General features: G+C 65.8%; 9 protein-coding genes. 6 read left to right on the top strand and 3 right to left on the bottom strand.

Annotated features, from left to right (window positions below; genetic code table 11):
- Nucleotides 1-106 precede the first annotated feature (106 nt).
- Nucleotides 107-454 (top strand): DUF4352 domain-containing protein, encoded by a 348-nt coding sequence (locus tag ICW24_RS18970; protein WP_226347283.1) that lies wholly within the window; start codon nt 107-109, stop codon nt 452-454.
- Nucleotides 455-456: 2 nt separating this feature from the next.
- Here ICW24_RS18970 and ICW24_RS18965 read toward each other — a convergent pair whose 3' ends face one another.
- Nucleotides 457-1245, bottom strand: a complete 789-nt coding sequence (locus ICW24_RS18965) for a fructosamine kinase family protein (RefSeq protein WP_119297214.1) — start codon at nt 1243-1245, stop codon at nt 457-459.
- A 100-nt stretch (nt 1246-1345) separates the two neighbouring features.
- Between ICW24_RS18965 and ICW24_RS18960 the strand changes: the two genes are divergently transcribed.
- The 5 genes from ICW24_RS18960 (at nt 1346) to ICW24_RS18940 (ending at nt 5706) form a co-directional block, all read left to right on the top strand.
- Complete coding sequence (locus ICW24_RS18960) at nt 1346-2356, top strand: zinc-dependent alcohol dehydrogenase (RefSeq protein WP_115260102.1); 1011 nt, start codon at nt 1346-1348, stop codon at nt 2354-2356.
- A 92-nt stretch (nt 2357-2448) separates the two neighbouring features.
- Nucleotides 2449-2832 (top strand): 6-pyruvoyl trahydropterin synthase family protein, encoded by a 384-nt coding sequence (locus ICW24_RS18955; protein WP_115260101.1) that lies wholly within the window; start codon nt 2449-2451, stop codon nt 2830-2832.
- Complete coding sequence (locus ICW24_RS18950; RefSeq protein WP_119297216.1) at nt 2829-3953, top strand: glycosyltransferase family 4 protein; 1125 nt, start codon at nt 2829-2831, stop codon at nt 3951-3953. Before ICW24_RS18955 ends, ICW24_RS18950 begins: the two co-directional genes overlap by 4 nt.
- On the top strand, nt 3950-4855 hold the full coding sequence (locus tag ICW24_RS18945) for a class I SAM-dependent methyltransferase (RefSeq protein ID WP_115260099.1): 906 nt from the start codon (nt 3950-3952) through the stop codon (nt 4853-4855). The genes ICW24_RS18950 and ICW24_RS18945 overlap by 4 nt, the downstream gene beginning before the upstream one ends.
- Nucleotides 4856-4875: 20 nt before the next feature.
- On the top strand, nt 4876-5706 hold the full coding sequence (locus ICW24_RS18940; protein WP_264176817.1) for a lysylphosphatidylglycerol synthase transmembrane domain-containing protein: 831 nt from the start codon (nt 4876-4878) through the stop codon (nt 5704-5706).
- Here the strand turns inward: ICW24_RS18940 and ribA are convergent.
- Nucleotides 5636-7024 carry a GTP cyclohydrolase II gene (gene ribA / locus ICW24_RS19830; RefSeq protein ID WP_307781377.1) on the bottom strand — a complete coding sequence of 463 codons (1389 nt, stop codon included), beginning with the start codon at nt 7022-7024 and terminating at the stop codon, nt 5636-5638. The two genes, ICW24_RS18940 and ribA, sit on opposite strands and share 71 nt — an antisense overlap.
- Before the next feature lie 28 nt (nt 7025-7052).
- Nucleotides 7053-7799, bottom strand: a complete 747-nt coding sequence (locus ICW24_RS18925) for a CDP-alcohol phosphatidyltransferase family protein (protein WP_115260096.1) — start codon at nt 7797-7799, stop codon at nt 7053-7055.
- Nucleotides 7800-8019 lie beyond the last annotated feature (220 nt).

The raw sequence follows: 8019 nt of genomic DNA, 5'->3' as shown, positions 1-8019 counted from the left end.
AACCCAAATCGTGTCAAGAAAGGAGCCGTCCGTCATGTAGGCGCGCCGCGCCTTGCCTCTGCTTTAATTGTGGTTCATGCCGTCCTTATTGGGTGCTTGAGCTGCGGTGAATAAGCCTCATGGTGTCTCACAGGTCGGCGACGAATTCCTCAACGCCCAGGCACAGGGACAGTTCGTCCAGATCGAACTGTCGGTGAAGAACACCGGATCGGATCCGAACTTTTTCTTCGAAGACGACATCAAACTCGGTGATGATGCCGGCAACACCTACTCTGCGGATTCAGAAGCCGGCATCTATGCGGCCGAGGACAACATCCTCTTCCTCGAAGAGATCAACCCCGGAAACACCGCCGAGGGTGCGCTCGTCTTCGATGTACCCGAAGACGCTGACCCGAACAAGCTGACCTTCGCCGGCGGACTGTTCTCCGACCCGGTGGAGATCTCCTTGAAGTGACCTCACCGGTCCAGCTGTTCCGCCCGGGCGATGATCGACCGGGCGGCACGGACCGTCTGCCCGACGAACCCGTGCCCGAACAGGCGGATATGAGCGAGAAGAGCGAAGACGCTGTGCGCAGGCAGGTCCTCCTGCCAGCCGGCCGGCATCGGATGGATCTGCTCGTATCCGGAGAAGATCTCCTCGAGAAACGGGGTGCCGAAGAGGTCGAGCAGGGCCAGATCCTCCAACCGGTGACCGCCGTGCGCGGCCGGATCGATGAGAGTGACTCCGGTCGGTGTCCACATGAGGTTGCCCGCCCACAGATCCCCGTGGACACGTGCCGGCGATTCCTCGCCGTCACCGCAGATGCCGCTGAAGGCTCCAGTCGAGATCGAATCGATAGCCGAGGCGACCGTGGCCTCATCCTCGCCCATGAGATCCCCGGCTGCCGCCGCAGCCAAAGGACGCAGACGCTGCTCGACCCAATAGTCGGTGAAGTCGCCGACAGACTCGGCGGGCACCTCGAAGGGTTGGTCGAGAGGGCCGAAGAATGACTGCGGAGCCGGTGACCAACCGAAACCGGGAGCACCCGCATCGTGGAGTCGGGCCAGCTTGCGACCGAAGGAAGCGGCCGCCTCGGCGGAGGGACCAACCTCGTCGAGACGGCCCAGCCGCAGAAAATCCACACCATGATCGATGACGTCGACGATGGGAACCACACCCGGTTCGGCCAACCATCTCAGCCCGGCGGCCTCAGCGGCGAAGAAACCGTCCGGGGCGGACTTCCGCAGTTTGAGGAAATCAGTCATGGCCCCAGGGTAGTGGTCCGGTCGCCGGCTATCAGCCTGACCACGGTCACGGGCGTCGTCGGGGCACACCGCAGGGCAGGGGCGCCTGTACGATCGAGATATGGCTTGGCAGTACTGGACCGAAGCCGCCCGGCAAGGGGGCTGGCGTGAAGTGCCCACCCCGCGCGCGAATCCCGACTCAGGGAACGAGCTGCGGATCACCACCACCGCCTCCGCGGTTTCGAAAGGGACCGAATCTCTCGTCCACACCGGTCGCATCCCCGCCCGCGTCGAAACCCTGATGCGGGCTCCTCACCAACTCGGAGACTTCCCGTTCCCGGTGTCGTACGGCTACCTCGGTGTCGGCATCGTCGACGAAGGACCGCGGGACTGGATCGGTGCTCGGGTCTTCGGCCTGCTGCCGCACCACTCCCACCACATCGTGACCACCGAGGATGTCCACCTCATTCCCGAGGGCATCAGCGATCATCGGGCGCTGCTGGCCGGCGCAGTCGAAACCGGCCTCAACATCCTCTGGCAGCAGCCGCCGCGTTTCGCCGACCGCGTCGCCGTCATCGGTGCGGGCATGATCGGTACGGCCACCGCACTGCTGGCCTCCAGACTGCCGCTCGACCGTCTCGAAATCGTCGAGACCGACCCACACCGTCGCACACTGCTGGCCGACCTCGGCCTCAATGCGGTCGCGCCGGACGATGCCTCCGCCGACTGCGACGTCGTCATCCATACCTCCGGGAGCCAAGCGGGGCTGGCTCGCGGACTCGAGCTCACCGGTGACGACGGCACCGTGATCGAAGCATCCTGGTACGGCAGCGACAGCCCCAGCGTGCCCCTCGGCGCCGACTTCCACGCCCGCCGACTGAGCATCATCGCCTCGCAGGTCGGAGAGGTTGCCGCCGGACACCGAACGCGGCGCACCCGCGCCCAACGGATGAGCGCCGCACTGGCCGCTCTGAACGATGACCGCTTCGATTCCCTGATCACCGGAATCTCCGGCTGGAGAGAGCTGCCGACGGTCATGGACGAACTCAGCGGCAGCGACAGAGACGGCAGCGGCCCCGCCCGGTCCGCGCTCTGTCATGTCATCGACTACACGGGCGCCCACACCCGCTGACCGACTTCCGGGCACCGAGGATGCGTCGAACCACATGCCTCTGCCGCCCGGCGGCGAAGAACCAGACCTGCCCCGAGAGGAAAGAGAAGACAATGTTCGGACTCACAGTCAACGACCATGTGATGATCGCCCACAGCCTGCCCGACGAATTCTTCGGTCCCGCCCAAGGCCTGCACGGTGCCACTCTCGAAGTCTCGGCTACCTTCACCCGCGCGAGCCTCGACGAGCATTCCGTCGTCCTCGACATCGGTGAAGCCATGAGCCTGCTCGACGCGGCTCTGACCCCTCTGCGCTATGCGAATCTCGACGAACACCCTGACTTCTCCGAGAGACTGAGCACGACCGAAGCCGTCGCCGAATACATCGGACGGAAGCTGGCGGAATCTCTGACTGAGCGACCCGAGATCGGCATCAGCATCGAGCTGCGGGAGAATCCGCGCGCAGCGATCACCTATACCGTTCCGGAGCGGACGTGAGCCTTCACCTCATCGAACCCGACCTCGGTCGCATCAGCGGGGGAGCGGCATTCAACCGAGCGCTCGCCGCGGCAGCCGGGTCCAGGATCGCGCTCCATTCGGTGCCCGGCTCCTGGGCCGAGCCGGGACGAGCCGAGACAGAAGCGGTGCAGAGTCTCATGGCCGCCGTGACGGGACCCGTCCTCCTCGACGGCCTCATCGCCACCGCTCTGCCCGAACTGATGACCGATCCTGCGCTCGCGCACCGCGGCGGGCCGGGTTCGCTCATCCCGCTCTTCCATTGCTTGGCAGACAATGACGACAGCGCTGGTCGCGATCGCGAACGGCAGGTCGTCCGCGACGCACCAGTGGTCATCACCACAAGCCGGTTCACAGCCGCAGGCCTGGAGTCCCGGTACGGCATCGGCACCGAGGTGGCTGTGCCCGGAAACCCTGCCCGCCCACAGAGCTCAGGCGACCACGGGGGCCATTTCGTCTGCATCGGCGCAATCGAGGAGAACAAAGGACAGCTGCTCATCGCTGAAGCGGCGGCCGAGTTGACCGCCCGGTCTTCGGCACGAGCCGATGCCTGGGCAAGAGACGAAACGGCCGTGGAACTGCCATGGCGGGTCACCTTCGCCGGGCCGCTCGCGGACGCAGATTACTGCCGTCGGCTGCAGGCCGCCTGCCGTGACCTGCCCGAGGGCAGGGCCGACATCGTGGGAGAACTCAGCCCCGACGGCATCGACGCTCTGTACGGCAACGCCGATCTGCTGTTGCTGCCATCACGCTCGGAGGCGTACGGGCTGGTCGTCGCCGAGGCGGCCGCGGCCGGAATCCCCGCCTTCGTCACCGCCGGAACCGGAGCCGAGGAGCCCCTGGGCGCCGGACTCGTCCTTCCGCGGCGCCTCGGGGCGTGGAGACAGGCACTGCACCGTTGGCTGACCGACGACAGGTTCCGCACCGAACTTGCCGAATCAGCACGCCGGAATCGCCCCAACGCCGTTCGCTCCTGGGCCGACACCGCCACCGCGGTCGTGCGCATCACAGCCGAACACTCACCTCCGGCCGCACCACCGGTCGCGGCCGAACTGCCCGGACCGCCCCGCCCGACGGACGGAAGCCAAAGGAGAACCTCGTGACTGCGGCCGAACCCGACTGGCTGGATCTGCGCCGTCCCGTCGATGACGCGGCGCGTCAGAAGTCGCTGCATCTGATCGATCATGCAGTTGCACGACTGAGTGCAGAAGCGGAATCGGACGAGAAGCGTCTGCTCGCCATCGACATCGGGGCGGGCACAGGGAACTCGGCCCTGTGGTTCGACGCTGCGCTGCGTGCTCGGCTGCCCGACTGGGAACTCAACTGGATCCTCCTCGACTCCGACCAAGCCTCTCTCGACTATGCGGCAGCGGCGCTTCCGCACGCTCGCACGATCTGCGCCCCGATCGCCGGCCTCCCGACTCTCAGTTCTGAGCTCCTCGCCGCATCGGAATTCCATGGATCCCGGCTGCTGCTCACCTGCAGCGCCCTACTCGACGTTCTCACCGAAACAGACCTCACCGCCGTCGTTCGCTCTCTCGACGACCACGACGGCCTCGGGCTGTTTCTGCTCAGCATCGTCGACGGGTGGGAGCTTGACCCGGACCATCCCAGCGATGCAGTCATCGATGCAGCCTTCACCGCCCACCAGCATCGCGACGGCAGGCTCGGTCACCATGCACCCGAACGCCTCATGGACCTTGCCCGAAGGCACGGACTCACCGCAGTCGAGGGCCCCAGCCCCTGGCGTCTCGCGGCTCCAGCCGACCGGACCTTCCTCAACAGATTCCTCCCCGAACGACTCGACGCAGCCGTTGATGAGCGTCCCGGGCTCTCTGCAGTCGCAGAGGACTGGTGGACACAGCGGCAGAAGCAACTGGGCTCGGGGCTCAGCGTCAGGGTCGACCACCTCGACGTGCTCATCGACGCCGTCGGCCGTGCATGCGAACGAGAGACACCAACGGTTCGCGCAATCACCACACCGACCGGGACCGAAACGACGTGACCTGGGCGAAGAGGGCGCTCATGCTCGCCATCACCGTCGCGCTGCTGGCGTTGACCGTGAGAGTCGTCGGCGCTCAAGCACTCGTCGATGGCTGGCAGGTCCTCAACGTCTGGACGGTCCTCGCCGCGCTCGCCTGCGGATTCATCATGACCGGCGCCCAGGCGCACCGCTGGGCACTGCTGCTCGCACACAGAGGCACTGCCATCTCCTGGGCACAGGCACTCGCCGACTGCTACTCCTCGTCACTGCTGAATACGGTCCTGCCCGGCGGGCTCGGCGGGGATGCGGCCCGCGTAGCCGTCTACCGTCACACCGGAGCGAAGACATGGCTGTCCCCGCTGGCCGCCGTCGGCACTGAACGACTGAGCACCACGACGCTGCTCTTCGCCACCGCCGCGCTCAGTCTCATCGACATCTCCGGCCGACTGGCGCTCATGGCCGCAGCCGTGTCCGTGACGACCCTGGCCCTCTCCGTGTGCGGGATGCGCGGAATGGCCTGGCGGCGCAGCCTCGCCATCTGGCTGTCCTCGGCACTGGGCATATCGGCCCTCTTCGTGCTCTTCATCATCGCCATGGCAGCACTCGAGGGACCCGTCGTGCCGGTGCTCGCGGTCGTCGGACTCGCCGCGATGAGCATCCCGATCGGCGTCGGCGGATGGGGAGTGCGCGAACTCAGCGTCAGCCTCATTGCGGCCGGGATCTCCGTATCGATGGGGACCGCAGTGACAGCCTCGACCGGCTACGGTCTGCTCGCGATGATCTCGACCCTGCCCGGAATCGTCACCGTATGGACTGCGGGGACGCGACAGAAGCGTACACCGGCATATCCGGACTCGATTGCGAACGAGTAACCGCAGCCGGACTGAGCAGATACTCGGTGCACATGTCATCACCGAGTTCGAAGCGACGGAACGGTCTCCGCAGAGCCTTCGCCATCACCTCGGACCCGTGGAAACGGATGCCCGGAACACCATCACCGATGAAGACCGGAGCGGTGGTGAGGAAAAGGCGGTCGAGGGCGCCCGCAGCAAGAAATGACGAGACCGTGCGTCCGCCTCCCTCGACGAGGACGGACCCCGCCACCTGACTGCGGATGACTGCGATGATGTCCTGCGGGGACGCCGCCGGCGGAAGGCGGGTCACGCGAACGTGGTCACCGACCTCCGCACCGGGAGTCGCCTCGGAGCTGATCAGCCACACCGTAGGGGTCGGGCCGGTGCTCAGCACCGTCGACGTGACCGGAACACGGGCATGAGGGTCGAGGACGACGCGCACCGGGTTGGGGCCGTGCACCGCACGCACGGTCAATTGCGGATCATCGGCGATGACGGTCTGGGCCCCGACGAGGACGGCTCCCACGTGTGCGCGGATCCGGTGCAGATGGGTCCGATCGGTGGTCCCGGAGACGAAGCAGGCATCGCCGGTGCGGGTCGCGATGAACCCGTCTTGACTCTGTGCGAGTTGAGCGATGACCTCTTCGTTCGCGGTCAGAGCTGCGTAGATGTCCGCGTCGACTCCGGGCAGCTGAGTCCGCGATTCGTCTGTCTTCGCTGCAGGCGGAACATCGTGGTTCATCCGCAGCCGTTTGCTGGTGAGATAGGCGCTGTTCTCCGGCCGGTCGGCAACATGCACCCGAACACGGGAAACGACCTCGATGCCCAGATCCTCGAGCGCATGCTGTTTGCTCGGATTCGAGGTCAGCAGTCGAATTCGCGGGCAGCCGAGCTCACGCAGAATCGCTGCCGCCGCAGTATAGTCACGGGCATCGTCGGGCAGACCGAGGGCACGATTGGCGCTGACAGTGTCCATGCCCTCATCCTGGAGCGCATATGCCTGCAGCTTCGCGGCCAGCCCGATTCCGCGACCTTCATGTTCGGCCATATAGACGAGTATTCCGTGTCCCTCGGCGGCGATGGCAGACAATGCAGCATCGAGCTGGTCCCCGCAGTCGCACCGATGCGAACCCAGAGCATCACCGGTGAGGCACTCGCTGTGCACGCGGACCAGCGGTCGCGCACGACCGGCCGGGTCGCCCATCGTCAGGACCACATGAGTGGCTGTGCCGGCCGTGAACGATTTGATCGAGAACGTGCCATGCTCCGTGGGCAGTGAACTCACCGGGCCTGCCTCCATGCATTCGGACCCGGTGCCGGTGCGCTTCGACGTCATTCCTGCAGTATAGGAGGGCCGATGGCGGTCACCGTGCATGTCGTTCCAGCCAGACGATATCGCGGCCGAACGACCAGGTCAGCGCGGCCAGGGCCAGTCCGGCCGCACCGAAGCCCACCCATTCGTGGGCGAGGGCCAGGGGAGAGGCCGCCGTGATGAGAAGAACGCCCTGCGCTGCGGCCACCACCTTGCGCATCTGTGAAAACGGCAATCGCTGCTGCCACTGGGGACGCAACACTGTGATGAAGCGGAAGGCGTAGTAGTACATGCCCGGCAAAGCGGTCCACCACCCCCACATCGGGACGAGGGCGAGGCCGAGAATGAGGATGAACAGGGCATCGACCGTTTCGTCGAATCCGGCTCCCGCCTCGGTGACCTGGGTGCGGCGGGCAACGAAACCGTCGAGTCCGTCGAGGGCCAGCGCGAGTGCACCGATGATCACGGCGGACCAGTTCAGACCAGGAGGTGAGTGGATGATCTGGCAGATGCAGACGACGATCAGAGCCAGTCGGCAAGCCGTCACCGTATCGGCTGGCGTCCACGGCCCACCAAGGCGCAGGCGCGGACCGGCCCCGACGGCTAAAACCGCGACCACCGCGACCACCGTCACCATGGCAGGTTCGAAGAGCGCAGAGACGATGGCCGAGGCGGCCAGAAGAGTCGCTGCCACGCTTCCGCTGGCTACGGCACCGTTCAGCCAGCGGGCCCCGATTCCAGTGTTGCCGGCGCAGATGTCTGTGCCTGTGCCGGCGACATCGGTCTGCGGCTGGTTCACCACAAGCTCTCCTCCTCGAGTGTCGGCAGCCGAGCCTGCCGATGTGATCGGCGTGACCGACGCTGGACTTTCATCCTAAACGATGTCGGCACGGTTAAGCCTTGATCCACCGATCTGCTTGATGTCCGGGGGCTCACTCGAATTTGAGCTCGGACACGATGAGCGGGCAGGAGGTAGTGTCCCGGTCTCTCACCGGTCTCTTCCACACTGAGCTTCCCGG

The organism is Agilicoccus flavus, assembly GCF_014857905.1.
In the GTDB taxonomy this organism is placed as follows: Bacteria; Actinomycetota; Actinomycetes; order Actinomycetales; family Dermatophilaceae; genus Agilicoccus; species Agilicoccus flavus.
This window is presented reverse-complemented; position numbering and strand designations above follow the sequence as displayed.